General features: G+C 73.3%; 21 protein-coding genes. 9 read left to right on the top strand and 12 right to left on the bottom strand.

Features of this window, described 5'->3' with window-relative positions:
• The first annotated feature begins 26 nt into the window (after nucleotides 1-26).
• A complete protein-coding gene (locus tag P1V51_01270) occupies nucleotides 27-707 on the top strand; it encodes a hypothetical protein (GenBank protein ID MDF1561638.1) in 681 nt (226 codons plus the stop codon).
• On the opposite strand, the gene P1V51_01265 is transcribed toward P1V51_01270, so the two are convergent.
• Nucleotides 689-3448, bottom strand: a complete 2760-nt coding sequence (locus P1V51_01265) for a FlgO family outer membrane protein (GenBank protein ID MDF1561637.1) — start codon at nucleotides 3446-3448, stop codon at nucleotides 689-691. The two genes, P1V51_01270 and P1V51_01265, sit on opposite strands and share 19 nt — an antisense overlap.
• A gap of 99 nt (nucleotides 3449-3547) precedes the next feature.
• Here P1V51_01265 and P1V51_01260 point away from each other — a divergent pair, with 99 nt between their 5' ends.
• The 5 genes from P1V51_01260 to P1V51_01240 are packed head-to-tail and all read left to right on the top strand — an operon-like array spanning nucleotide 3548 to nucleotide 9218.
• On the top strand, nucleotides 3548-4492 hold the full coding sequence (locus P1V51_01260) for an N-acetylmuramoyl-L-alanine amidase (GenBank protein ID MDF1561636.1): 945 nt from the start codon (nucleotides 3548-3550) through the stop codon (nucleotides 4490-4492).
• Nucleotides 4493-4509: 17 nt separating this feature from the next.
• A complete protein-coding gene (gene hemW / locus P1V51_01255; protein MDF1561635.1) occupies nucleotides 4510-5655 on the top strand; it encodes a radical SAM family heme chaperone HemW in 1146 nt (381 codons plus the stop codon).
• Between the two features lie 18 nt (nucleotides 5656-5673).
• The gene (locus P1V51_01250) at nucleotides 5674-7152 is read left to right on the top strand and encodes an ATP-binding protein (protein MDF1561634.1); all 1479 of its coding nucleotides are present in this window, start codon (nucleotides 5674-5676) and stop codon (nucleotides 7150-7152) included.
• Complete coding sequence (locus P1V51_01245) at nucleotides 7149-8543, top strand: sigma-54 dependent transcriptional regulator (GenBank protein MDF1561633.1); 1395 nt, start codon at nucleotides 7149-7151, stop codon at nucleotides 8541-8543. Before P1V51_01250 ends, P1V51_01245 begins: the two co-directional genes overlap by 4 nt.
• Before the next feature lie 15 nt (nucleotides 8544-8558).
• A complete protein-coding gene (locus P1V51_01240; GenBank protein ID MDF1561632.1) occupies nucleotides 8559-9218 on the top strand; it encodes a PilZ domain-containing protein in 660 nt (219 codons plus the stop codon).
• A gap of 16 nt (nucleotides 9219-9234) precedes the next feature.
• Here P1V51_01240 and P1V51_01235 read toward each other — a convergent pair whose 3' ends face one another.
• The 5 genes from P1V51_01235 to P1V51_01215 all read right to left on the bottom strand — a co-directional run bounded on the left by P1V51_01235 (nucleotide 9235) and on the right by P1V51_01215 (nucleotide 13786).
• Complete coding sequence (locus tag P1V51_01235) at nucleotides 9235-10173, bottom strand: ROK family protein (GenBank protein ID MDF1561631.1); 939 nt, start codon at nucleotides 10171-10173, stop codon at nucleotides 9235-9237.
• A 4-nt stretch (nucleotides 10174-10177) separates the two neighbouring features.
• Nucleotides 10178-11581 (bottom strand): phosphomannomutase/phosphoglucomutase, encoded by a 1404-nt coding sequence (locus tag P1V51_01230; protein MDF1561630.1) that lies wholly within the window; start codon nucleotides 11579-11581, stop codon nucleotides 10178-10180.
• Nucleotides 11578-12651, bottom strand: a complete 1074-nt coding sequence (locus P1V51_01225; protein MDF1561629.1) for a sugar phosphate nucleotidyltransferase — start codon at nucleotides 12649-12651, stop codon at nucleotides 11578-11580. Before P1V51_01225 ends, P1V51_01230 begins: the two co-directional genes overlap by 4 nt.
• 74 nt (nucleotides 12652-12725) lie before the next feature.
• Nucleotides 12726-13343 carry a sulfur transferase domain-containing protein gene (locus tag P1V51_01220; protein ID MDF1561628.1) on the bottom strand — a complete coding sequence of 206 codons (618 nt, stop codon included), beginning with the start codon at nucleotides 13341-13343 and terminating at the stop codon, nucleotides 12726-12728.
• Between the two features lie 20 nt (nucleotides 13344-13363).
• Nucleotides 13364-13786 carry a thioredoxin domain-containing protein gene (locus P1V51_01215; GenBank protein MDF1561627.1) on the bottom strand — a complete coding sequence of 141 codons (423 nt, stop codon included), beginning with the start codon at nucleotides 13784-13786 and terminating at the stop codon, nucleotides 13364-13366.
• A 91-nt stretch (nucleotides 13787-13877) separates the two neighbouring features.
• Between P1V51_01215 and P1V51_01210 the strand changes: the two genes are divergently transcribed.
• Both P1V51_01210 and P1V51_01205 read left to right on the top strand, forming a co-directional pair.
• The gene (locus P1V51_01210) at nucleotides 13878-15518 is read left to right on the top strand and encodes a hypothetical protein (protein ID MDF1561626.1); all 1641 of its coding nucleotides are present in this window, start codon (nucleotides 13878-13880) and stop codon (nucleotides 15516-15518) included.
• Complete coding sequence (locus P1V51_01205; protein ID MDF1561625.1) at nucleotides 15515-15880, top strand: DUF2804 family protein; 366 nt, start codon at nucleotides 15515-15517, stop codon at nucleotides 15878-15880. The genes P1V51_01210 and P1V51_01205 overlap by 4 nt, the downstream gene beginning before the upstream one ends.
• Before the next feature lie 3 nt (nucleotides 15881-15883).
• Here the strand turns inward: P1V51_01205 and P1V51_01200 are convergent, their stop codons facing one another.
• Nucleotides 15884-16651 carry an ADP-ribosylglycohydrolase family protein gene (locus tag P1V51_01200; GenBank protein ID MDF1561624.1) on the bottom strand — a complete coding sequence of 256 codons (768 nt, stop codon included), beginning with the start codon at nucleotides 16649-16651 and terminating at the stop codon, nucleotides 15884-15886.
• Nucleotides 16652-16728: 77 nt separating this feature from the next.
• Between P1V51_01200 and P1V51_01195 the strand changes: the two genes are divergently transcribed.
• Nucleotides 16729-17610, top strand: a complete 882-nt coding sequence (locus P1V51_01195) for a glycine cleavage T C-terminal barrel domain-containing protein (protein ID MDF1561623.1) — start codon at nucleotides 16729-16731, stop codon at nucleotides 17608-17610.
• On the opposite strand, the gene P1V51_01190 is transcribed toward P1V51_01195, so the two are convergent.
• From P1V51_01190 to P1V51_01170, 5 genes are all read right to left on the bottom strand, one after another.
• Complete coding sequence (locus P1V51_01190; GenBank protein ID MDF1561622.1) at nucleotides 17607-18059, bottom strand: hypothetical protein; 453 nt, start codon at nucleotides 18057-18059, stop codon at nucleotides 17607-17609. The two genes, P1V51_01195 and P1V51_01190, sit on opposite strands and share 4 nt — an antisense overlap.
• Before the next feature lie 49 nt (nucleotides 18060-18108).
• Nucleotides 18109-19041, bottom strand: coding sequence for a FecR domain-containing protein (locus P1V51_01185; protein MDF1561621.1), 933 nt, complete (start codon nucleotides 19039-19041; stop codon nucleotides 18109-18111).
• Nucleotides 19031-19615, bottom strand: a complete 585-nt coding sequence (locus P1V51_01180) for an RNA polymerase sigma factor (protein MDF1561620.1) — start codon at nucleotides 19613-19615, stop codon at nucleotides 19031-19033. The genes P1V51_01185 and P1V51_01180 overlap by 11 nt, the downstream gene beginning before the upstream one ends.
• Before the next feature lie 81 nt (nucleotides 19616-19696).
• Nucleotides 19697-21499 (bottom strand): serine/threonine-protein kinase, encoded by a 1803-nt coding sequence (locus tag P1V51_01175; protein ID MDF1561619.1) that lies wholly within the window; start codon nucleotides 21497-21499, stop codon nucleotides 19697-19699.
• Entirely contained in the window at nucleotides 21496-22464 is a 969-nt protein-coding gene (locus P1V51_01170; protein ID MDF1561618.1) for a hypothetical protein, read from the bottom strand. The genes P1V51_01175 and P1V51_01170 overlap by 4 nt, the downstream gene beginning before the upstream one ends.
• Between the last annotated feature and the right edge of the window lie 86 nt (nucleotides 22465-22550).

The following is a 22550-nucleotide window of genomic DNA, read 5'->3' as shown; positions in this document are numbered from 1 at the left end:
GGGGCGCCCCGGGTGTCGATCCCGACATGAGGCACCGGCTCTGCGCGCTGCTCCTGCTCGCCCTGCTCCTCTCCCCCGGCGTCGCCCGGGCCGAGGGGAGGGCGCTCGTCGATCCCACCCAGCCGAGCCGCAGGGTGGTGGTCGTGCCCCTGGGCAAGGGGGACGACGCGCTGGCGCGGATCACCGCCGAGGCGATCGAGAAGGCCTTCGACCTGGAAGTCGCGATCACCGCGCCGGTGCCCCTGCCGAAGACGGCCTGGTACGAGCCCCGCAAGCGCTGGCGGGCCGAGAAGCTCCTCACCTACCTCGCGGCCCTCGACGTGGGCCCGGCCTGGAAGGTCCTGGGCATGACCACCCGGCCCATCTCCACCACCAAGGGTGATCGCTACGACTGGGGCATCGCGGGCCTGGCCTCCCTCGACGGCCGCGCCGGCGTGCTGACCTCCTTCCTCTTTCGCCGCTTCCGCGCGAAGGCGCCGGAGCGCTTCCGGCGCTACGTCGAGAACCTCGTCCTCCACGAGCTGGGTCACAACCTGGGCCTCGACCACTGCCCCCGGGAGAGCTGCATCATGGCCGACGCCAAGGGCAACGCGATCCGGGCGGCGCGGCTCTCCACCAACCGCTACTGCGACGCCTGCGCGAAGGCGCTGGCCCCCTGGCTCCGGCTCGAGGGCTTCGCCGCGCCCCTTCAGTCCCGGGGCCAGTAGCTCATCATCACCGCCCGGCCGGGATCGTCCGGGTAGCGCTGGAGGTGCGCCTCACCCAGGGCGCGCGCCTCCTGGAACTCGCCGAGCTCGAAGTGGGACTCGACGATCTTCCAGCTGGCCGTCTTGAGGGCGCCGGAGACCCGGTAGTCCTCCGAGCCCTCGAGGCTCCGGTGCCGCTCGAGGAAGTCCTGGCAGTAGCGGCGGCCCCGCAGGTGGAGCCGGTGCTTGATGAGCTCCGCGCAGCGCTCGCCCTCCAGGGCGATGCGGGCGCCCTCCTGCCGGGCCAGGAAGGGCGGGAGGCGCTCCTCCTGCTTGGCCTTCTCCTTGGCCAGCTTCTCCTCGAGGCGCTCCGCGTTGCGGACGACCACGGCATGGAAGTGCCCCTTGGGGAACTCTGCGGCGTAGCGCTTGCCCATCGCGATCACCTGGTCGGGCTGCTTCAGATCCTCGTAGGCCTTCTGCATCCAGTAGACCGCGTTGGCGCGCAGGGTGTCCCGGTACTCCTCGGGCCAGGTCATCTCGTCGATCCGCCGGGCCAGGGTGAGGAGCTCGGCCTGGTGGGAGGTGCGCTCGAGCAGGCCGAAGAACTCCATCATGTCGCTGCGGCGCCGGGAGGGGTTCTCCCCGCTACCGAAGCGCTCGCGCAGCGCCTGCTCCTGCTCGGCCCGGGGGAGGTGGGCGAGGGCCGCGTTCCGGGCGGCCTTGAAGACCAGGGCCGCGAAGTCGTTGCGGGCGTAGGCGAAGCCCGGGTCCTCCTCCAGGGCCTTGTCCAGGAGGCCGAAGCGGGTGGTGTCCGAGCCGGTGATGCTGAGGTTGTAGAGGCGGTAGGCGGCCTTCGGGTCGGGCTTCTTGCCTCCCCGGAGCGCCTGGGTCGCGGCCGCGCGCTTCGGCGGCAGGAAGCGATCGCCGAAGAGGCGCTTCAGGATGCGATCCTGCAGGGGGAGCACGTCGTCGCTCCGGCCCTCCACCTTCACCTCGCCCACCACCGTCTTCTTGCGTACGTCGATCTTGCGGGCGTGCACCTCGAGCTCCTGCTCGTTGGCGACCGAGTAGGTCCCGATCACCACCACCTCGGCCTCGAGGGCCTCCCCGATCGCCGCGGCCTCGTCGATCGTCTCGATCTCGCGGCCGCGCCGGGGCGTGCGCTCGAGGTGATCCTGCAGGCGATCCCAGTCGACGACGGCCTGCCGCCCGCCCCGCTCGAGATCGAAGGCCATGGCCCGGGGCAGCATCAGGCCCAGGCGCAGGGTCTCCCTGCCGTCGCTCTTGCGCACGAAGGGCAGGAGCAGGGCCCGCCCGCCCCCCGCCGGCGGCCGCCGGGGGTCGTCACCCGGCTCGAGGAGGGCGGCCCCCGGCCACCGGCGCATCCGGTGGGTCAGCGCCCGGCGCTCGGCCTCCTCCGGCTGCTTCTCCCGGAAGATCGCCGCCAGCCGGCGGGCCTCGTCGAAGCGGCCGAGCTCGAGGTGGGCCTCGAGGTGGAGCCAGCGGGCCCGGTTCAGCTGATGGACCAGCGCCGGCTCACCCTCCCAGGCCTCCACGAAGCGGCCGCAGCGCTCGAGGGCTTCGGCCCAGGCCTCGTACTCGGCGTGCTCCTCGCAGGCCTCCGCGTCGAGCTTCGCCTCCTTGACGTCGATGGCGCGGAGCGCCTCGTCGATGGAGGCCTTCAGGGCCTCCTCCTCCCGGCGCTGCTGGAGGAGGCGGGCCATGGTCGCCGAGACCTGCGCCCGATCGAGCTCCTGGGGGTACTGACGGAGGAACTCCTCACCCACCGCGAGGGCCCGGTCGGTCTGGCGCAGCTGCTGGTGCGCGAAGAAGACCAGGAGGAGCCCCTTGACCTTCGGGTCCGGGAGCATGCCCGCCGGCCAGGACATCTCGTGGACCTCGCGCCCCAGGCCGAGGAGCGCCCGCGGGTGACCGTTGGTCTGGAAGTAGCGCTGCAGCTCGGTGGCGGCCTGCCAGCGCAGCGCGGGATCGGCCTCGGGGTCACTCAGGATGGCCCGGTACTCCCGCGCCCGGGCGTCCATCGCCGCCTCGGCCCGGGCGTCCAGCGCCTTCAGGCGCTGCTCGAGGGCGTCGAGCTCGTCGAGGGCGTAGGAGAAGTCCGGCTCCTCGGCGACGGCCTCGCGCAGCAGCTTCGCCTGCCCCGCGTCGGTGGCGGTGGTCATCGCCATCGCGTAGAGGCGGTAGGCCTTGAGGGTCTTCTCGGTGGCCGGGGGCGGCTTGCGCGCCCGGGCCTGCTTGTTGCGGCCGGAGGAGAGGTCGAGGAGCTGGTTCACCAGCCGGTCCTGGAGGGCGAAGACCTGCTTCGCCTGGCCGGTGACCTTGGCGGTGTCCAGGACGAGGCCGGTCTCGGTCTGGACGAAGCGGGCGTTGAGGCGCAGCTGGCTCCCGGCGCGCTGATAGCTGCCCAGGACGATGGTGCGGGCGCCGACCAGCTTGCCCACCTTCACCGCGTTGCTGGTGCTCACCTCGCCGTCCTGCTGCAGCGCGATCTCCGACATCGCCCGCTCGATCTGATCGCGCTCGACGACGACCAGCTTGCTGGTGCGCTTCAGGTCCGAGACCAGGGTCTCGGCGATGCCCCGGGCCATCCACTCCTGCTCCGGATCCCGGTTGAGGTTCTTGAAGGGCAGGACCGCCACCGGCCCCTCGGCCTTCGGCCGGGCAGCGCGGCTCGCCTGCGGGGCCCCGAGGACCACCGGCAGGAGGAGTGCGACGCCGAGCTGGAGTGCGCGCTTCACGAGGCATAAGCCTAACCCCGGTCGCCGGGTCGCGGCGAGCGAGGCGCCGTTACGCGCGCGTTACCCCGCCGGCGCCCCGCTTCCTCCACCCTGGGGGGCATGAGACAGACGGCGGGTGGAACTCCGAGAGAGGTTGCGCTCCTGCGCCTCCTCTTCCTGACCCTCTTCGTGGGCTGCGGCGCCCACCTCTCCGGGGACGCGGCGAGCGAGGCGTCCGCCGAGCAGAACCCCTACCTGCGGGGGACCCCCCTGCCCCTGCCCGACCTCGCCTCGGTGGTCCCGGTCTGGCCGGCCCGCGCGGCCCGGCCCCGCCGCCTGCTGGGCCCCGGGCCCTCGCGGCCTCTGAGGGTGATCATCGATCCGGGCCACGGGGCGCCGGGGAACGTGGGGAACATCTCGAGCTTCTGCCGCCTGGAGCAGGACACCATGCTCGAGCTGGGCCTCGAGCTCGGCCGCCACCTCGCCCGGCGCGGCTACGAGGTGCGGCTGACCCGGACCTTCGCCGGGGAGCTCCCGCGCTACCAGGAGCGGGTGCGCGAGGGGCAGGCCTGGGGCGGGGAGGTCCTGATCTCCCTCCACTCCGACATCCGCGGCTGGCCGCTCGGGTGGAGGCCCCGGGAGGCCGGCGGCGAGCGCTGCCTCTTCCGGGACCTCGCCCCGGGCTTCGCGCTCCTCTACGCCGACAACGGGCCGGCCGACCGCCTCTCGCGGCGGGAGCAGCTGGCCCGCCTGCTCTCCGCCCGGCTGGCGGACGCCGGCTTCCACCCCTACGACGGCTGGGACTACGAGGGCCTCTACGAGGCCGACGAGACGGTGCGCGGGACCTTCATCGACCGGCACCTCCCGGGCAGCCGGATCTACATGCTGCGCCACCCGCCCATGGCCTCGGTGATCATCGAGACCTTCAACGCCCGCAACCGCCTGGAGTCCGAGCGCTTCCAGGAGGGCGCCACCCGCGAGGCCTTCCACGCCGCGGTGGCCGCCGCCCTGGCCGACTACGCCGCCATCGACTGGCCCCGGCCGCGCAGGCCGAGGTCGATCTGATGATCTAGAATCGGGGGATGCTCGGGGTCTACGTCCACTTCCCCTTCTGCCTGGCGCGCTGCCCCTACTGCGACTTCGCCTCGCAGGTGGCCGAGGTGATCCCTCACCGCCTCTACGCCGACGCCGTGATCGCGGAGCTCGACCTGCGCCTGGCGCAGGGCTGGCCCGAGGTGCCGGTCACGAGCATCTACTTCGGGGGCGGCACCCCCTCGCTCTGGGAGCCCGCCGAGCTCGGCCGGGTGATCCGGGCGGTGCGCGAGCGGCGCAGGATCCTCGACGACGCGGAGATCACCCTGGAGGCCAACCCCGGCGCCAGCGAGAGCGAGCGCCTCGCGGCCTTCCGGGAGCAGGGCGTCAACCGGGTCTCCTTCGGCACCCAGTCCTTCCAGCCGCGGGTCCTCGAGGCCCTGGGCCGGTGGCACAGCGCCGAGGAGAGCGCCTCGGCCGTCGCGCGGGCCCGCGGCGCCGGGATCGAGAACGTCAGCATCGATCTGATCTACGCCGCCGCCGGCGCCACGCCCGAGGAGACGGTGGAGGACGTGCGCCGGGCCGCCGCGGCCGGGCCCGATCACATCAGCGCCTACGCCCTGACCCTCGAGGCGAAGGTGCCCATGGCGCGGGCCGTCGCGGCCGGCGAGGTCGTCCTCCCCCGGGAGGAGCTCGCGATCGCGATCGAGGACGCCCTGCTCGGGGCCCTCGCCGAAGCCGGCTACTGGCGCTACGAGATCTCCAACCACGCCCTCCCCGGGCGGGAGGCGGTCCACAACACCCTCTACTGGACCGGCCACCCCTACCTCGGCCTCGGGGTCTCGGCCTCGGGTTTCCGGCGCCTGCCCGACGGCAGCGGCGAGCGCACCACCAACGCCCGGACCGCCGATCGCTACCTCGAGCACCTCGAGGCGGGCCGCCTCCCCGAGGCGAGCCGGGAGCGGCTCGAGCGGGGGACCCTCCTGGGCGAGCGCTTCTTCTGCGGGCTGCGGCTCCACCAGGGCGTCGACCTCGACGAGCTCTCGTCCTGGTCGGGTCTCGACGCCCAGGCCCTCCACGGGCGGACCCTGGAGAAGCTGGAGCTGCGGGGGCTCGTCGAGCGGGAGGGCAGGCGGATCCGCCCGACCGCGCGGGGCCTGCGCTTCCACGACGATATCTCGCTGGCCTTCGTCTAGCCGGTTACCCTGGGGGGGATGGGAGCCCCTCCCCAGAGGTCGACGATCCGCCGGCTGGTGCTGGGCTACGCCCTCCTGCTGGTGCTCTTCGCCGGCGGGACGGCGGCGGCCCTCTTCGGCCTGCTCGAGGGGAGGGAGTCCCTGCGGCGGATCCGGGACGAGGAGCGGCAGGTGCGGGCGGTCCTGGAGGTCGCCACCACCCTGCGCGATCAGTACGCCCACGAGGCGCACATGGTGATCCTGGGAGACGACTCCCACCTCCACATGTACGAGATGGCGCTCAAGCGCCTGGGGATGCTCCACCAGGAGCTGGAGGCGGCCGGCACGAGCCCGGAGGTCGCTCACACCCTCGACTCGATCCTGGCGAGCTCCCGGGAGCTCGACGGCCTCTTCCGCGAGAAGGTCCTGCCCGCGATCCGGCGGGGCGACGGCACGCACACCCTCGACGCCCACTCCGCGAGCCTGCAGCTGGTGCTGCAGGTGCAGGCCCGCGCCGATCGCCTCGCCGCGCACCTCACCGAGGACATCGCCGAGCGGGAGGTCGAGGCGGCCCGAGTGCGCCGCCGCACCACCTGGGCCATCGGCTCGCTCCTGGGCCTGGCGGTGATCCTCGCCCTGGGGCTGGGCCGCTTCGCGGTCTCGGCCCTCACCGCGCCGCTGGAGCGGGTGCGGGCGGCGGTCTCCCGCTGGTCCCGGGGAGAGCTCGACGCGCGCATCGCCCTGGATCGGCCCGACGAGCTGGGCACCCTCGCCGCGCAGCTCGACGAGATGGCCGGCGCCCTCGTCCGCCACCAGCAGGAGCGGCTGGCCCGCGAGCGCCTGGCGGCGGTGGGCCGATTGGCCGCCGGCGTCGCCCACGAGATCAACAACCCCCTCGGGGTCATCCTCGGCTACGCGAAGCTCCTGGCGAAGGAGGCCGAAGGGGAGCAGCGCGCCGACCTCGAGGCGATCGTCGAGGAGGCGGGGAGGGCCCAGGCCATCGTGCAGGGGCTCCTCGACCTCTCCCGCCCCTGGCCGGTCGGCGACGAGGCCTTGGCCCTCGGCGCGGCCGCCCGGAAGGCCTGGCAGCGCCTCGCGGAGAGCGGGCAGGTGGGGGGCCTGACGATCGAGGTGGAGGGCGAGGCGACGGTGCGGGGCAACGCCCTGGGCCTCGAGCAGGTGATCCACAACCTGCTCAAGAACGCCGCCGAGGCGAGCCGGGACGCGCCCGGCGCCCGGAGGGTCCGCGCCCGCGTGCAGAGCGCGGGGGGTCACACCGAGCTCGAGATCACCGACGAGGGTCCGGGCCTCGACCCCGAGATCGAGGGGCAGCTCTTCGAGCCCTTCGCCACCCGCCGGGAGGGAGGCACCGGTCTGGGGCTGGCGGTGAGCCGGGCGATCGTCGAGGCCCACGGCGGCAGCCTCCACCTCGGCGCCTCGCCCGGGGGCGGCGCCTGTGCCACGGTGCGGCTGCCGATGCAGGATCGATCGAAAGAGGGCGGGGAGGAGACCCCGTGAGCCGGCCCCGGATCCTCGTGGCGGACGACAACGCCAACCTGCGCCGCCTGGTCGCCCGGGTGATCGGCGAGCTGGGCGAGGTGGTCGAGGCCGCCACCGGCTCCGAGGCCATCGCCCGCCTGGCCGGCGAGCCCTTCGAGCTGGTCGTCACCGATGTCCGGATGCCCGGCGCCGACGGCTTCGCCGTCCTGGAGGCCGCGGTCGCGGCCAGCCCCCGCCCCGAGGTGGTGATGATGACCGCCTACGCCACGGTGGATCGCGCGGTGGCGGCGATGAAGCAGGGCGCCTTCGACTACCTGCAGAAGCCCTTCGACCCCGACCGCGCGCGGGAGGTGATCGAGGCCGCCCTCGAGCGAAGACAGCAGCGCGAGGACGCCGGTCGCGGGTTGGGCCGCCTGATCGATCCTTCCGCCCCGGCCGGGATGATCGGCCGCAGCGAGGCCATGCAGGAGGTCTTCGCCCTCATCGAGCGCGCGGGCGGCCTGGACCTCACCGTGCTGGTCACCGGCGAGTCGGGCACCGGCAAGGAGCTGGTCGCCAGGGCCATCCACGAGGCCTCGGATCGGAAGGGCCGCCCCTTCGTGGCGGTGAACTGCGGCGCCCTGCCGGCCGAGCTGGTCGAGTCCGAGCTCTTCGGTCACCTCAAGGGCTCCTTCAGCGGCGCCGACCGCGACCGTCCCGGGCTCTTCCGGGAGGCCGACGGCGGCACCCTCTTCCTCGACGAGATCGGCGAGCTGCCCCTCTCGATGCAGGTGAAGCTGAACCGGGTGCTCGAGGAGCGCAAGGTGCGCCCGGTCGGGGCGACCCGGGAGGCGGCGGTGGACGTGCGGGTGATCGCCGCGACCTTGAGATCGCTGCCGGAGGAGGTCGCGGCCGGCGCCTTCCGGGAGGATCTCTTCTACCGCCTCAACGTCTTCCCCATCGCCCTGCCGCCCCTGCGCGAGCGGCGCGAGGATCTGCCCCTGCTCGCGGCCCACTTCGTCGCCACCCAGGCGAAGGTCCAGGGGAGGACCCTCCGGGGGCTGACCCCCGAGGCCCTCGGCCTCCTGGCGGCCTGGCCCTTCCCCGGCAACGTCCGGGAGCTGCGGAACGTCATCGAGCGCACCGTCGCCACCTGCGAGGGCGACACCATCGGGGTGGACGATCTCCCCAGCGGGCTGCGCGAGGCCCGGCCCGGCCTCGGCCCCCTCGAGGCCCTCGCGGCCCTCCCCTACAAGGAGGCCATGCGGATCGCGAAGGTGCAGGGGGTGCGCGCCTACCTCGACGCCCTCCTGCGCCGCCACGAGGGCAACGTCAGCAAGGCCGCCCGGGCCGCCGACATCGAGCGCGAGAGCCTCCACCGCCTGCTGAAGAAGCACGGGCTCAAGGCAGAGGACTATCGCCAGCTGTGACGTATACTCGGGCCGATGGGTCGCGAGCGAAGAGTCCACGCGCGGGTCGAGACCGCCTTCGACTGCGAGCTGATCACCGACCGGAACCTCTGGCCGGGGCAGGTCGTCGATCTCTCCTACGGCGGCGCCCGGGTCCTCGGCCCGCCGGGGATCGCGGAGGTCGGCGACCTCATGCGGGTGGCGATGAAGCTGCCCATGGACGCGGAGTCGGTCACCGTCCTGGGCGAGGTCCGGCTGGTGACCGAGGTCGACCCGGGGCGCGTGGCCTACGGCCTGCGCTTCTCGCAGGTGGAGCCCGCGCAGCGGGAGAGCCTCACCAGCTTCATCGAGTACCTCCTCGCCGGTGCGGGCGTCGGCTTCCGGGACAGCCCGCGGATCGCCCGCCGGCTGGAGATCCTCTGCCGCTCGAAGCAGGAGTTCCGGGCGGTGATGCGGGACATCTCCCGCAGCGGCCTGGGCCTCGAGTGCGACCAGCCCCTGCTCATCGACGAGCAGGTCACCCTGGAGATCCGCGTCGAGGCGGTGGACGACCCCCTCGTCGTCACCGGCAAGGTGGTCCACACCCGCGCCGTCGGCGGCGATCGCCACCACGTGGGGCTGCGCCTCGGCTCGCACTCGGCCAGCGAGAAGCAGGCGATCGAGGACTTCCTCCGCAAGCTGATGAGCGGCGCGTAGCGGCCGGCCCTCGGGCTCACTCCAGGGCGAGGAGCCCGGCGCCGATCAGGCCGGCGTCGTCGCCCAGGCGCGCCGGGTGGACCTCGAGGGTCTTCCCCACGCTGCGGGCCACCCGCGCCAGCACCAGCTCGCTCACCTGCTGGCGCAGGGCCGGGGCGCCGCGCAGGACGCTGCCGCCCAGGAGGAGCCGCCCGGGCGCGAGGACGGTGGCGAGGTTCGCCAGCGCCAGCCCGAGGTGTCCGGCGGCCTCGTCCAGCAGCCGCTGGCAGTCGGCGTCTCCCTCCGCGGCCGCCTCGACGATCCGGCGGGCATCGAGGACCTCGTCGTCCTCGCCGATCCGCGCCCGCAGGCCAGGGGCCGCGCCGGCCTCGAGCAGCTCCCGGGCGCGCCGGGCCAGCGCGTGACCGCCGGCGTAGGCCTCCAGGCAGCCCTCCTCCCCGCAGCCGCAGCTCCGCCCGCCGGGGATCACCTTCACGTGCCCGATCTCCCCGGCGACCCCGCCCGCGCCGGTGTGGAGGCGGCCGCCGACGTAGAGGCCGCCGCCCACGCCCGAGCCGACCGAGCAGAGGAAGACGGTGTCGCAGTCGACCCCGGCGCCGACGCGCGCCTCGGCGAGGACCGCTGCGTCCAGATCGTTGTGAACCTGCACCGGGGCGCCCAGGGCCCGCTCCAGCGCGCCGCGCAGGTCGACGTCCTGCCAGCCCAGGTTGGGGGCGACCCGCACGAAGCCGTCGCGCCGGAGCATGGCGGCGATGGCGACGCCGATGGGCAGCGACTCGGGGGGCGTCTCCAGGTAGAGCAGCGCCCGCCGCAGGTGCTCGGCGACCGCCGGCAGCTCACTGGAGGCGAGGCGCTCACGGTGGGTGTGGAGCAGCTCGCCCCCGGCGCCCACCAGGGCCACGCGGAGGTTCGTGCCTCCGATGTCGGCGGCGATGGCCGCGGGCTGGGTCGTCATCGCGCTACTCGCCGCCGGCCCCGAGGCGATCCGACTCGATCTTGGCGACGGCGGTCAGGGCCTCCTGCAGGGCCTGGGTCACCTCCGCCTGGATCGCGTCGCGCCGGGCCTCGCTCTCGGCCTCGAAGCGCAGGACCAGCAGGGGCTGGGTGTTGGAGGCGCGCAGCAGCCCCCAGCCGTCGGGGTGGATCACCCGCACGCCGTCCACGTCCACCACCTGGCGGTGGCTGGCGAGCAGGTCGCGCACCAGCTCGACCACCCGGAACTTCACCTCCTCCGGGCAGGGCACCCGCAGCTCGGGGGTGGTGAAGGTCTCGGGCAGGCCCTCGAGGAGCTCGGAGAGGGGCGCGCGGGTGTGGGAGAGGATCTCCAGCAGCCGCAGGGTGGCGTAGCAGGCGTCGTCGAAGCCGTAGTAGCGATCGGCGAAGAAGATGTGGCCGCTCATCTCGCCGGCCGCGACGGCGCCGGTCTCCTTCATCTTGTCCTTGATGTGGGTGTGCCCGGCCTTCCACATGATGCCGTTGCCGCCGAGGCGATCGATCTCGTCGTAGAGCACCTGGGAGCACTTCACCTCGGCGACGAAGGTCGCCCCGGGCCGCCGCTCGAGGATCGACCGGGCGAAGATCACCATGAGCTGGTCGCCCCAGAGGATCTCCCCGCGCTCGTCGATGACCCCGACCCGGTCGGCGTCACCGTCGTAGGCCACGCCGAGATCGGCGTCCGAGGAGATGACCCGGGCGCACAGCTCCTCCAGGTTGGCGACCACCGTGGGATCGGCCTCGTGGTTGGGGAAGGTGCCGTCGGGCTCGAGGTAGAGGGCCTCCATCTGGAAGCCGAGGCGCTCGAGGATCGGGGCCGCCGTCAGCCCGCCCACGCCGTTGCCGGCGTCGACGACCACCTTCGGGCGGTAGGGTCCGAGCTCGAGGTTGTTCTCCAGATAGGAGAGGTAGGCGGGGAGGGGGTCCCAGCTCTCGACCTCGCCGGGCCCGTCGGGCTGGAAGAAGTCGCTCGCCTCGATCCGCTGGCGTAGCGCCTGGATCTTCTCGCCCCCCATGGTCCGCCGCCCCAGGCCCAGCTTCAGGCCGTTGTGGTCGGGCGGGTTGTGGGAGCCGGTGATCATCACCAGGCCGCCGACGGCCTCGCGGAAGTTGGCGGCGAAGTAGCACAGGGGCGTGGGCACCACCCCGAGGTCGATCACGCTCGCGCCGACCTCGGTGAGCCCCGCGAGGAGGGCCGCGTGGATCCGGGGACCCGAGAGGCGGGCGTCCCGGCCGACGACGACCGGCGCACCGCCGGCCTCCATCAGGGCGCTGCCGAAGGCGCGGCCGATGTCGGTGACGACCTCGTCGGTGAGGTCCGTGTCGGCGATGCCGCGGATGTCGTAGCTGCGAAAGATCTCGGGCTTCACAGGAGCTCCTCCCGGCCGGCGGCCTCGAGGATCTCGACCACGTCCCGGATCTCCTCGACCCGATCCCGGGGCGCCACCAGCACCGCGTCCGGCGTGTCGACCACCACCAGGTACTCGCCGCCGAGCACCACGACCGGCCGCCCACCCTGGGCGTGGATCAGGCAGTGCTTCGACTCCGGGGCGAAGGCGTCACCCAGGAGGTGGTTGTGGGCCTCGTCCCCCGACGAGAGGGAGAGGGCCGCCGGCAGGGAGCCCACGTCCGACCAGCCGCAGTCCACCGGCACGCAGGCGGCGCGGCGGGTGCGCTCCATCACACCCTTGTCGATGGAGATCGACTCGACCTCGCCCCAGGCGGCGGCGAGGGCCTCGCGATCGTCGAGCCTCCCGGCCAGCGAGCGCAGGGGCGCGGCGACGCCGGGGAGGTGCTTGTCCAGCTCGGAGAGCAGGGTGCCGGCCTGGAAGACGAAGATCCCCGCGTTCCAGAGGTAGTTGCCGGAGCTCAAGAGCGCGAGGGCCCGCGCCTCGTCGGGCTTCTCCTCGAAGGCCGCCACCTCGTAGGTGGGCAGCGAGTCCGCGGAGGCCAGGGTCTCGCCGCGCTTCACCCAGCCATAGCCGGTCGCCGGCCGCGTCGGCTGGATGCCGAGGGTGACGATGTAGCCGGCGCTCGCCGCGCCGGTGGCGTACTCCAGGCCGAGGCGGAAGGTCTCCTCGTCCTCGACGTGGTGATCGGCCGGCAGGACGGCGAGGATCGCCTCGGGATCCCGCGCCGAGACGTGGTGGCAGGCCAGGGCGATGGCCGCGGCGGTGTTCCTCGCGGCGGGCTCGACGAGGATCTGGTCGCCGGGGATCGCGGGCAGCTCCTCGCGGACCGCGGCGGCGTGCGGCTCGCCGCAGACCACCCAGGTCCGCTCGGCCGGGATCAGCTCCTCCACCCGATCCACCGTGGACTGGATCAGGGAGCGATCGCCGAAGAGGCGGAGGAACTGCTTGGGCCGGGCGCGGCGGGACAGCGGCCAGAAGCGGACGCCCGAGCCGCCGGCCAGGATCACGGCGTGGAGGTGGCTGCTCATGGCACCTGGATCGGTCAGGCCTGCCCGCCGGTCAAGGGGGGAAAGCGCTGGTGCAAAGCGCTGGTGCCGGGGGCCTAGCTCACCGGCTCCTGGAGGAGCTCGCCGAGGTGCTCGATCAGCGCCTCCTTGGTCAGGCCGGCGGCCTTGGCCTCCGCCATGGCGGCCTCGGCGGAGACGCCCTCGTGCCGGTAGCGGGCGAGGGCATAGAGGGCCGAGGCGCGCCCGCCGGTACGGCAGTGGATGACGATCTTGCCGCCCCGCTCCCGGGCGGTCTTCAGGGCCTCGTGCAGCTTGGCGGCGTTGTCCTCGTCGACCCCCAGGACCCCGGGGACCGGCAGGTGGACCGCGCCCGCGCCGAAGGTGTTCCGGGCGACGGCGAGGACGGTCTCGGCCCCCTCCTCGCTCTCGCTCTGGAGGCTGATCACCGTACGGTAGCCGGCCGCCTTCAGGGCTTCGAGCTGCTCGGGGGTGGGCTGGCCGCCGATCAGGAGATCGTCACCGATCTGCTTGCCGTTCGGGAGCAGCTCGGTGGGCTCGGCGGAGGCCGCGGCGCCCGCCTCGGCCTCGAGGGAGGGGACGGCCTCCTCGACCGAGGGCTTCGCCTCCTCGGTGGAGGGCTTCTGCGGGCCGGCGCAGGCCGGGAGGAGGAGGAAGGAGACAGCGAGGAGCGAGGGGAGCGATCGAGTGCGCATGTCCGGTCCTGAGGCGTTGTTCAGGCTGCCGGCGCGTCGGCCTCACTCGAAGAGGGGGTCTTGGGCTCGATCAGCGGCAGCAGCTCGTTGTCGAGGTAGTCCTTGTGGTAGTGACCCGCCCGGAACCCTACGACCCTTTCCCTCACTTGTCCCTTGTAGAAGTAGATCACGGTGGGGGTGCCCCTCACCCGCAGCTTCTTGGCGGTCTTGGCGGCGGTGGCGGCGTTGAGCTCGGCCACCTTCACCCGGCCGTCGTACTCCTGCGAGAGCCGGGAGATCACGGGCTCGAGGTGCTTGCAGGGCATGCAGTTGGGGCCCCAGACATCCAGCAGGACCGGCAGCTTCGACTTGAGCACCTCGGTCTTGAAGTTGGCGTCGGTGACGTGGACCACGTTCGGGGGGGGCAGGTCCGAAAGGCCCAGCAGCTTCTTCATGAATCCCATGGGGTTCTCCCTCGTTGAGTCGCTTCGGGGGGTGGGAGCCAGCCCGGGCCAGGATCGGTTCACGAGAGGGGCGGCGTGCTAGCATGCGGGCATGCGGACCGGCCGGATCAGCCTCTCGCTCGCGCTCTTCTGTCTGCTCTGGGGGGAGGCGGCCCTGGCGCTCCCGGGCACCGTCAGCCGCTCGGACACCGTCGACGACGCCATCATCACCCTCACCATCCGGGATGCCTTCATCCTCGGGGACGCGCGCTCCTTCTGCGAGGTGCGGATCCAGGTGGGCAACTCCGACGTCGCCTTCACCAGCGGAGACACCGTCGAGGTGAAGGTCATGGAGTCGGAGGGCGCCGGTGGGGTCGGCGACGACCAGCTCTGGCGCACCATCTTCAACGTGAGCGCGGCGCAGGTCTCCGGCGGCGTGGATCAGACCTTCGACTGCACCACCGACTTCCTCGACGACACCGGCTCGACCTCCGAGATCTACGCCGAGGCCGAGGTGCTCAAGGACGGCTGCGGGACCTTCTGCCTGCAGGATCGTCCCTCGACCAGCGCGATCGACGTGGCCGAGCTCGACGACGACGGCATGGAGGAGAACGACAACTTCGGGGCCGCCAAGACCCTGCCCAACGGCGCGCTCCCCTCGCGGATCGCGAGGGACGCCGACTGGTACGTCATCGACGCCACCGGGCCGATGAGCATCGACGTGAGCGCGCTCCACCGCCCCGGCGAGGGCCCCATCGACTTCACCCTCCACGACTCCTTCGGCAACCCCACCGGTGACGCCGGCGTGGACGGCGCCGACCGCAGCCGGCTGCAGGTGGCCAACCTCTCCCTGGGGACCTGGTACCTGCGCGTCCTGCCGCGCACCGCCACCGACTTCGCCTTCTACGATCTCGAGTCGACCCTCACCGACCTGACGACCACCTGCACCCCCGGCGACCAGTCCTCCCGGGACTGCGGGCGTTGCGGCACCGAGACCCGCAGTTGCAACGGCTCCGGCGAGTGGGATCCCTATGGAACCTGCACCGGCCAGGGGGTCTGCTCCCCGGGCGAGACCGTCAGCGAGGCCTGCGGGAACTGCGGCAACACCACGACCCGCTGCGACGACAGCTGCACCTGGGTGACCGATCCCACCTGCACCGACGAGGGGCCCTGCGTCCCGAACGTCACCGAGGACCAGGCCTGCACCGGCGGCGGCAGCCAGAGCCGCACCTGCCAGAGCGACTGCACCTGGACCCCCTGGGGTGAGTGCAGCGCGCCGCCCCTGGGCTCGGCCTGCACCACGGACGCCGAGTGCGGGGCGGGCCTCTACTGCGCCACCGAGGGCGGGCTCTTCCCCGGCGGCTACTGCACGCAGGTGGGCTGCACCTCCGACGCCGACTGCGCCCCGGGCCGCTGCGTGCAGGCCTTCGGGCAGTCCTGGTGTTTCTCCGCCTGCCCGATGGGGACCGAGTGTCGCGCCGACTACCTCTGCGTCGACGCTCCCACCGGCAAGGCCTGTCAGCCTCCCTGCCGGGACGATCTCGACTGCTGGGGGCAGACCGCCTCCTGCGGGGCCGACGGCCTCTGCACCGGCGGGGGCGGCGGCATCCCGACCGGTGACGGCGGCACCACCTTCGGCGCCCAGGGCGGCTGCGGCTGCGCGACGCAGCGGGGCCTCGATCCCGCGAACGTCGCGCTCTTCGCCCTCGCCCTCGGCCTGATCTTCCTGCGCCCCCGCCAGGCGCGCCGATGACCGGGCAGCTCCGGATCACCGAGCCCCTCGACCTGCTGCAGCCCGACGGCACCCTCACCCGCGCGGGGTGGGCCACCCGCCCCTTCTGGCGCTACGGGCGCGCCGCGATCCGGGCCGGCTGGCACCGGATCAAGGAGTGGGACTACTACGCCGTCCTCTCCCAGGAGGGCGGGATCGGCCTCACCCTCACCGTGGCGGATCTGGGCTACCTGGGCCTCGGCCTCGGGCCTCCACGAGGGGCGCCCCATCGGCTGGAACCTCGGCTACGGCTTCAGCGATCGCGGCCCGGCCAGCGAGAACCTGCTCCTCTTCGAGGGGCGGGCGCACAAGCTGGGCGAGGTGGTCTTCGACTTCGATCGTGACGACTACCTGAGACCCTGGCGCCTCCACGACGCCGAGGGCCGCCTCGGCTTCGCCGAGGACGTCCTCAACTGGTGGTGATCCGCCCGGGGCAGGCCGCCCCAGAAGGCCTCGGCGATGCCGCCGGCGATGGCCGCGAGGGTGTCGGCGTCGCCGCCCAGGGAGATGGCGTTGCGCAGGGTGCCCTCGAGGTCGTCGGCCTCGAGGAAGGAGAGGATCGCCTCGGGGACGCTCCCCTGGCAGCTGACGTCGAAGCGGTAGCCCGGCCGGATCTCGTCGACGCTGCGCGTGAGGTCGTGGCCGAAGTCCCCGGAGATCCGCAGCCGGATCTCCTCCTTCGACGCGCCCTGCCGGGCGAGGAAGACGGCGAGCGCCACCGCCTGGGCGCCCTTGATCCCCTCGGGGTGGTCGTGGGTGATCGCCGCGCTCTTCTCGGCCTCGCGCAGCACGCTCGCCTCGTCGGTGAAGGCCAGCCCCACCGGGCTCACCCGCATCGCCGAGCCATTGCCCCAGGAGCCGTAGGGCTGCGGGTCCTCTTCCCGGAGCCAGCGGCGGAAGCTGCCCCCGTAGCCCGCGCCGGGGTGCTCCCGCCCGAGCCGGAGCACCTCGTCCCGATAGGCAGTGCCCTCGAGGATCGCCCGGGCGACGGCGACCGTCAGCACCGTGTCGTCGGTGAAGGTGCAGGCCTCGACGAAGAGGGGGAAGTCTCGGGTCTTGGTCCGGGCGTGCTCGTGGATCGAGCCGACGACGTCTCCAGCGATGGCGCCAAGCATGGGTGGAGTATGCCTCGGGGGTGCGACACGAGGGGACACGGCTTGATCTCGGCCGCCACCGGCGCAGGATCAGGGGCATGAGCGACCCCGAGCCCCGCCGTCACGAGAGCGAACTGGCCTGGACCGAGGTCCGCGGCGCCGACCGCGTCCGCTTCCTCCACGCCCTGATGACCAACGACGTGCTGGGCCTCGCGGCGGGGGAGGGGAACCAGAACCTCCTGCTCACCGACAAGGGCAAGCTCCAGGCGGCCTGCCTGCTGCTGGTCGAGGAGGAGCGGATCCTCCTCGGCGCTCACCGCGAGGCGCGGGAGGGGCTGCTCGCGGGCCTCGACCACTACCTCGTCGCCGACGACGTCGAGCTTCGCGCCCTGGACCTCTCGACCGAGTGGATCCTGGGCCAGGCGCCGGCCTCGCTCGCAGCGCCGGAGCGCCCGCTCGCCCACCACCGGATCGGCGAGGCGATCGTCGTCCACCACGACCTGGGCGCCACGCCCGGCCTGCTCGTCCTCTTCGAGGGTTCGCCGCCGTTCGAGCTGGCCGCCCTGCCTCGAGGGGAGCCAGCAGCGCTGGAGGCCCTCCGCGTCGCGGCGGGGGTGCCGGCCTGGGGCCACGAGCTCGGCCCCTCGGTCTTCCCTCAGGAGGTCGGGCTCGGGGGCGCGCTGCACGCCACCAAGGGCTGCTACCTCGGCCAGGAGACCATGACCCGCATCGCCACCCAGGGTCAGGTGCGCTGGCAGCTCGTAGGCCTCGAGCTGGCGTCGCCCGCCGCGGCCGGCGACGCGCTCGCGCACGAGGGCAAGGAGGTCGGCGCGATCACCAGCGCCGCCCTCCTGCCGGCCACTGGGCGTCCCGTGGCCCTGGCGCGCCTGCGCGGCGAGCACGCGACCCCCGGCACGCCGCTCGTGGTGCGCGGCGCGGCGGGCGAGCAGGCCGCCACGGTCGCCGCGCTGCCCTTCTAATCCTGGAGGTCGGTGACCGCGCCGAGGATCTCGCTCGTCGTCGGCAGCACCTCGCCGGCCCACCCCTTCACCAGAGAGAGGGGGACCTCCTCCTTCTCCATCAGCTTCCGCAGCTTCGGCATCACCCTCTTCTCGGCGTAGCCCTCGTCCTCGGAGGTGGCGAGGAAGCCGGCGAGCAGGACGAAGACCACCGCCGAGGCGATGGAGAGGAAGACGAGCTGGGCCAGGAAGAAGCCCAGGGTGAGGAGGGATCCCCCGACCAGGCTGGCGGTGAAGCCGGGGCCCCAGCGCTGGGCCAGGCGCTTCTGCTGGGTGCGGAAGAAGGCCGCGAAGACCGCCTTCGTCTCCGGGCTGTCGGCCTCCCGGAGGTAGACCGAGCAGTAGGGGCAGCGCCGGTGCCGGGAGAGCGACACCTTCGCTCCGCAGTTGTTGCAGCGATGCTTGCTCACGAACCCTCCGTGAGCCCAGCCTACCCTCGACCGCGCCGGAGGGGAGCGGCTAGCGCATCAGCTCCTGCACGCTCTGCAGCAGCTCGTTGAAGCCGTCGACGATGGACTGCCAGATCCGGGACCAGTCCATGCGATCGCTGCGGGGATCGTAGCGGGTCGGGGGCTCGGGGGCGGCACCCCGGGCGATGCGGGTGCGCTCGAGGGCCTGCACCTTCACGGCCTTGCCCTTCGCGTGGACGTCGACCACGCCCTTCATCACCCGGACCTCGGTGCCGCTCTCCTCCTCGTGCTCGACGACGAAGGAGGTGCCCACCACCCGGGCCTCCCCCTCGGGGGTCTTCACCTTGAAGCCGGCGGGGCCGGGCTCGACCCGGCTCCAGACCCGGCCTCGCTCCAGCTGGACCTCCGAGGCGTCGGTCAGCACGAGGGTCGTGCCCGGGTAGATCCGGAGGCTGCCGCTGGCGCCGCCGGCGCGCAGCTCGAGCTCTCCCGCGCCCTTGCCGGCGGTCTCCAGCCGATCGCCGGCGCGCAGCGCGAGCGGCCGGGTCCGGTCGACCGCCTCGCCGTTCACGGAGAGGTGGCTGCCCGCCTTCATCATCGCGACGATCGGGGCCGGCGCCCGCAGGCCCCAGACGAGGAGGAGCGAGGCCGCCAGCGCGAGGGCGGCGCCCCCGCCCAGGAAGGCCCGGCGGGGGAGGAGGACGAGCGGGTCCGTGAGCGGCACGGGCTCGAGGGCGACGAGGCTGGCCGAGCTCGGCTCCTCGCGGCGCACGGCCGCCAGGGCGAGGCGGGCCATCCGCCGGTCGTCCTCGGCGGTGGCGGACTCGGGGTCGCCGGTCAGCGCCCGGCGCCGCAGGATCTCCTCGTCGTGGCGGGTCCGGCAGCGCTCGCAGAGGCGCAGGTGACGGCGCAGGGCCGCGGTGGCGCGCTCGCCGAGCTCTCCCTCGAGGTAGCGGGCGATCATCCGGAGGTCAGGATGCATGGAGGACCTCCTGGTAGCGGCCCAGGGCTGTCCGTAGCGAGGCGGAGCTCCGGGCGCGCGAGAGGAGCACGCGCTTCATGTATTTGGTCCGGTGGACCGGGACCGAGAGCCGGGCGGCGGTCTCCTCCTGCGTGAGACCCTCCACGAAGTGATGCCGGAAGAAGTCACTGAAGTCGGGACCGAGCCCCTCGAGGAAGGTCTGGACGGCCTCGCCGAGGGCCAGCTTGCGGGCCCCCACCTCGGGGTCACTCTCGGGGCCGGCGGGGGCGGGGACCTTGAGCTCCTCCTCGGGCTTCACCGGCACCTGGCGGCCCTGCCGGCGCAAGAGGTCGATGCACTTGCTGCGGGCGAGGGTGCGGATCCAGCCGCCGACCTGCTCCAGGCGCTCGGGATCGAGCTGCTCACGCTGGCGGAAGAGGTGAAGCCAGATCTCCTGAGCGGCGTCCTCTCTTTCGAACTCGCTCTTCCAGAATCGGCTCACGACGGACCTCACGACTCCGGCATGGCCGAGGACGACCTCTTGGAAGGCCGCGGAATCACCTTCGCGGAAGGCTCGGTAGGTCGCCTCGGGCACGCTCACGGCTTCATTCTCTGATTACGAGGCCTCTGCGGGAAACGACCAATGTTTCGGTCTTCAGGCCCGGGGAGGCCGAGATCAGTCTCCTGCGGCCTGGATCTGCTCGATCGCGCTCTGGGCGGCGGCCTGGCCGCAGGCGAAGCGGGCCAGCAGGCCGTCGCCGCGCTCGGCCACGTAGGCCTGCAGGGGCTCCAGGGCCCGAGCGTCGCCCAGGGTCCCCAGCTCCTTGATCGCCGTGCGGCGGACCTCGCAGGCCTCCGCCTCCAGCGCCTCGATGAGGAGGGGTACCCGATCGAGGGATTCCCCCAGGCGCTCGGCCAGCGCCGCCGCTCTCAGGCGCAGGGCGAGGGGCTGCCGCTCGTCCTCGCTCAGGTCCTTCAGGTGGTCGCCCGCCCGGCCCTCGAGCCTCAGGAGGAGGGTCTCCGCCTGGTCGCTCGCGGGGCCCCTCCGCTCGAGGAGGGCGGCCAGGGCGGCGAGGTCCTCGTCGGCGAGGGCGTCAGGGTCGAAGCCGATCGCCAGCCGGAACTGCTCGAGGGCCGGCAGGGGGGCCTCGGCGGCGACCAGCGCCCGGCCGAGGGTGGCCCGCAGCCGGGCGACGGCCTCGGGCTCGGACTCGGCGGCGATGGCCTCCTCCAGGCGCTGCCGCGCGGCCGGGATCTTGCCGGCGGCCAGCAGGGTGTTGCTCTCGGCGACCGCCGCCGGCTCGCCGCCGCCGAGGGTCAGCGCCAGCCCGAGGCCGAGGACGAAGACCAGGGCGCCGCCCGCGGCGATGGGGATCACCTGCCGGAGGGGCCAGCGATCCCGCCCGGGGGCCGGCGCCGGGGCAGCGCTCGCGCTCGCGCTCGCGGCGGCCGCGAGGGGCGCGGGAGCGTCGGGGGTGGTCGCGGCGGGGGCCACCGGCTGCTGCTGGCTGGCCACGGTCGGGGCGGTCTGGAACTTCTGCTCCCCCGCCTGGAACATCGGCCGGGTGCTTCCGGCGGCGGGCAGCTCGCCGGTCGCGGCCGGCGCGTCCTCGCGAGAGCGAAGCGAGGTGGGCAGCTCGCCGAGCCCCTCGAGGGCCGCCTGGAGCTCGGCGGCGCTCGCGAAGCGCGCCCCGGGCTCCTTCTCCATCGCCCGGCGCACCAGGAGGGAGAGCCCCGCGCTGTCCACGCCGAGCTCCTCCAGGGTGGGGGGGGTCTCGGTGACGTGCGCGACGAGGTACTCGCCCGCCGACTGCTTCCGGAAGGGCGGCCGCCCGGCCAGCATCCGGTAGGCGATCAGGCCCAGGGAGTAGAGGTCGGTCCGCCCGTCGATCGGCTTGCCGGTGGCCTGCTCGGGCGAGACGTACTGGGGGGTGCCGACCATCATCCCGGCGGAGGTGAGCTCGGGCTGGGACTGGGCGTCGTCTCCGATCACCATCCGGGCGATGCCGAAGTCGAGGATGCGCACCCGCCCGCCCTCCTCGAGGACGATGTTCTCGGGCTTCAGGTCGCGGTGGACGATGCCCGCCTCGTGGGCGTGGCTCAGGGCATCGCAGATCTGCACGAGGATCGCCTTCACCTCGGCCGGCGCGAGCTGGCCCCGCTCGCGCAGGTGCGCCTCGAGGGTGCGACCCTGGACGAGGTCCATCACCAGGTAGGGGCAGCCCTCGTGCACGCCGTAGTCGTGCACCCGCACGATGCCGGGGTGGTCCAGCCCCGAGAGGATCTTCGCCTCCCGGTCGAAGCGCTGCCGCATCTGATCGTCGGTCGAGACCTCCTCCCGCAGGAGCTTCACCGCGACCGTGCGCTCGAGGGAGAGCTGGGTGGCCCGGAAGACCTGGCCCATCCCGCCGTCGCCCAGGAGGCTCTCGAGGCGGTAGCGGCCGTCGAGCTCGGTGCCCTCGAGATCCGTCCGACTCATCGCAGCAGGTACCCGATCAGGATGCCCAGGCCGAGGAGCAGCGCCGCGCCGGCGACGAGCAGCACGCCGCGCCCGGGGAGGAGGGGCGGGGCGGGGGGGGCCGGGCGAGGCGCCTCGGGGCGCACGGAGGGGAGGGCGAGGGTGGGATCGACGTGGAGGAGGCGGTGCGCCACGATCAGCTCGTCGAGGCCCTCCACCGAGCGCTTGCCCACGCGCTCGGCTCGCACCCCCGAGGTGCCCAGGTCCTCGACCACCTCGGACGAGGCGAGGACCTCTCCGGCCCCGGCGCTGGCGCCGAGGGTGACCGCGGTGCGGAAGGCGGCGCTGGCCTCGGCGGCCTCGCTCCCCTCGGCGTCGCTCCCGAGGGGGCCCCGGGCCAGGCCGAAGCGAGCCGAGATCCTCCGCTCGGGAGAGAGGCTCCGGCCCTCGGCCTCGAGCTGCTCGAGGAGCTCGAAGGCGGCGCGGGCGGCCTTCACGGTGGAGCCGGCGGCGTAGACCCGGCCGCCGGTGGCGCGCAGGGGATGGCCGCCCAGGAGCTGATCGAGGCCCTCGAGGTAGGCGGCCTCGGCCGCGGCGGGATCGCCCGCGGCGTGGAGGCCGAGGCCCGTGAGGGTCACGTGGAGCACGGTCTTCGTGCCGGTCCAGCGTCCGCTGCCGGCCTCGGCGTCCCGATCGCCGGCCCCGAGGGGCGGGTCCGCCCTGCGGTGCGTGCGGGCGCCGGGGGTGGAGGGCCGCAGGGGAGGGGGCACCTCCCGCAGGGTGTCCTCTGGGCCCTCGGGATCGAGGAGGGCCACCATCTTGGTGGGGGCCTCCGAGTCCCGGGTGCCGATGTGCTCGGCCTCCACCGAGACCAGCCCCACCTCCTCGGTGTGGCCTTCCCCGTCGCCGGGCTCGGGGATCGTCGGCTGGACGATCGTGTCGTCGGCGCCGCGCCCCGCGTCCTCGCTTGTCTTCTCGTCGCTCATCCTGAAGCGTCCCCGTCGAGCAGGGGATCGTACCGCAAGCCCGGGGAGGATGCAGTTCCCATCAGCCTCTACGCCGGGAGGGGCGC

The organism is Deltaproteobacteria bacterium (assembly GCA_029210625.1).
In the GTDB taxonomy this organism is placed as follows: Bacteria; Myxococcota; Myxococcia; order SLRQ01; family SLRQ01; genus JARGFU01.
Note: the sequence above shows the minus strand (reverse complement) of the source record. Positions and strands in the feature narration are given on the sequence as shown.

Bases quoted from the DNA above. Each gene is read 5' to 3' on its own strand.
- P1V51_01270 (MDF1561638.1), top strand. From the start codon at position 27: ATGAGGCACCGGCTCTGCGCGCTGCTCCTGCTCGCCCTGCTCCTCTCC.
- P1V51_01260 (MDF1561636.1), top strand. From the start codon at position 3,548: ATGAGACAGACGGCGGGTGGAACTCCGAGAGAGGTTGCGCTCCTGCGC.
- hemW (MDF1561635.1), top strand. From the start codon at position 4,510: ATGCTCGGGGTCTACGTCCACTTCCCCTTCTGCCTGGCGCGCTGCCCC.
- P1V51_01250 (MDF1561634.1), top strand. From the start codon at position 5,674: ATGGGAGCCCCTCCCCAGAGGTCGACGATCCGCCGGCTGGTGCTGGGC.
- P1V51_01240 (MDF1561632.1), top strand. From the start codon at position 8,559: ATGGGTCGCGAGCGAAGAGTCCACGCGCGGGTCGAGACCGCCTTCGAC.
- P1V51_01235 (MDF1561631.1), bottom strand. From the start codon at position 10,173: ATGACGACCCAGCCCGCGGCCATCGCCGCCGACATCGGAGGCACGAAC.
- P1V51_01225 (MDF1561629.1), bottom strand. From the start codon at position 12,651: ATGAGCAGCCACCTCCACGCCGTGATCCTGGCCGGCGGCTCGGGCGTC.
- P1V51_01220 (MDF1561628.1), bottom strand. From the start codon at position 13,343: ATGCGCACTCGATCGCTCCCCTCGCTCCTCGCTGTCTCCTTCCTCCTC.
- P1V51_01215 (MDF1561627.1), bottom strand. From the start codon at position 13,786: ATGGGATTCATGAAGAAGCTGCTGGGCCTTTCGGACCTGCCCCCCCCG.
- P1V51_01210 (MDF1561626.1), top strand. From the start codon at position 13,878: ATGCGGACCGGCCGGATCAGCCTCTCGCTCGCGCTCTTCTGTCTGCTC.
- P1V51_01205 (MDF1561625.1), top strand. From the start codon at position 15,515: ATGACCGGGCAGCTCCGGATCACCGAGCCCCTCGACCTGCTGCAGCCC.
- P1V51_01200 (MDF1561624.1), bottom strand. From the start codon at position 16,651: ATGCTTGGCGCCATCGCTGGAGACGTCGTCGGCTCGATCCACGAGCAC.
- P1V51_01195 (MDF1561623.1), top strand. From the start codon at position 16,729: ATGAGCGACCCCGAGCCCCGCCGTCACGAGAGCGAACTGGCCTGGACC.
- P1V51_01185 (MDF1561621.1), bottom strand. From the start codon at position 19,041: ATGCATCCTGACCTCCGGATGATCGCCCGCTACCTCGAGGGAGAGCTC.
- P1V51_01175 (MDF1561619.1), bottom strand. From the start codon at position 21,499: ATGAGTCGGACGGATCTCGAGGGCACCGAGCTCGACGGCCGCTACCGC.
- P1V51_01170 (MDF1561618.1), bottom strand. From the start codon at position 22,464: ATGAGCGACGAGAAGACAAGCGAGGACGCGGGGCGCGGCGCCGACGAC.